Origin of the sequence: Vibrio sp. 10N.222.48.A3, from assembly GCF_041475345.1 — a bacterium.
In the GTDB taxonomy this organism is placed as follows: Bacteria; Pseudomonadota; Gammaproteobacteria; order Enterobacterales; family Vibrionaceae; genus Vibrio; species Vibrio tasmaniensis_A.
Genome location: NZ_JBFRVX010000662.1, coordinates 1 through 996 on the forward strand (window position 1 = coordinate 1; position 996 = coordinate 996).

Below are 996 nucleotides of genomic sequence, written 5' to 3' on the forward strand. Positions count from 1 at the left end.
CTCATACAGTCTTAGCCAGTAGATAGTTAAAGATTCAATCAAAAGGTTGATGCGCAAGCATCAACCTTTTTTGTGTTTAAAACAGCAGAAGCACTCCTCAACCGTATATTTCCCGTTCAATGCCAACAATAGTGAGGCGTTACCATTTGCAGTAAGGTATTCAAGTGATCGCAATCGGTTCCTGCTCCAATAATTCTAGGATATGAAAGCTAGGATCTAGGAACTCACCGTCATTTCCCCTATATTAGAATGACTTTATAAGAAAGAATTCCAATGAGTTAAGGAGTGAGCGCAATGACAAAAAGGACCAAACCAGAAATTTTGGCTCAGCAAACTGTCGCTCAATCAAAACTGTTCTCTATCGAGTCTCTCGATTTACGCTTTTCAAACGGTGAAGAGCGCACTTACGAACGTATGAAGCCCAGCGGCCGAAACGCAGTCATGATGGTTCCGATTACTGAACAAGGCGATATTCTGTTAGTGCGTGAATACGCTGCGGGTACAGAGCGCTATGAACTCGGCTTCCCAAAAGGTCTAATTGATCCAGGCGAACAACCAAATGAAGCCGCCATTCGTGAACTAAAAGAAGAGATTGGCTTTGGTGCCAACAAGCTGACTCCTCTAAAAGAAGTGATCCTTGCACCCTCTTATTTCTCTAGCAAGATGACGCTGTTTATCGCAGAAGAGCTCTACCCAGAGAAACTAGAAGGTGATGAACCAGAGCCACTAGACATTGTGCGCTGGCCACTTGCTCAAGCCGAAGAACTGTTAACGCATCTCGACTTCTGTGAGGCTCGCAGTATTACCGCCCTACTATTAGCCCTTCGCGTATTAAACAATAATTAAAACAGTCAGAATCACTCGAAGAGTAAGAGAATATTTATGCCAATAACAAAAGATTTGTCTCACCTGCTGCCCTCTGTCATTGAGATTGCTCGCTCTGCTGGGCAACTGATCTTAGAGATCTACGAGAAAAAAGATTACGAAGAGTTTACC

At 43.5% G+C, this 996-nt stretch carries 1 protein-coding gene and 1 pseudogene; both read left to right on the plus strand.

What is annotated here, in order from left to right; all coding sequences use genetic code 11:
* Window positions 1–294 precede the first annotated feature (294 nt).
* Entirely contained in the window at window positions 295–846 is a 552-nt protein-coding gene (gene nudE / locus AB4653_RS17950; RefSeq protein ID WP_102257550.1) for an ADP compounds hydrolase NudE, read from the plus strand.
* A gap of 36 nt (window positions 847–882) precedes the next feature.
* A pseudogene (locus AB4653_RS17955) lies at window positions 883–996 on the plus strand (3'(2'),5'-bisphosphate nucleotidase CysQ); the annotation flags it as partial.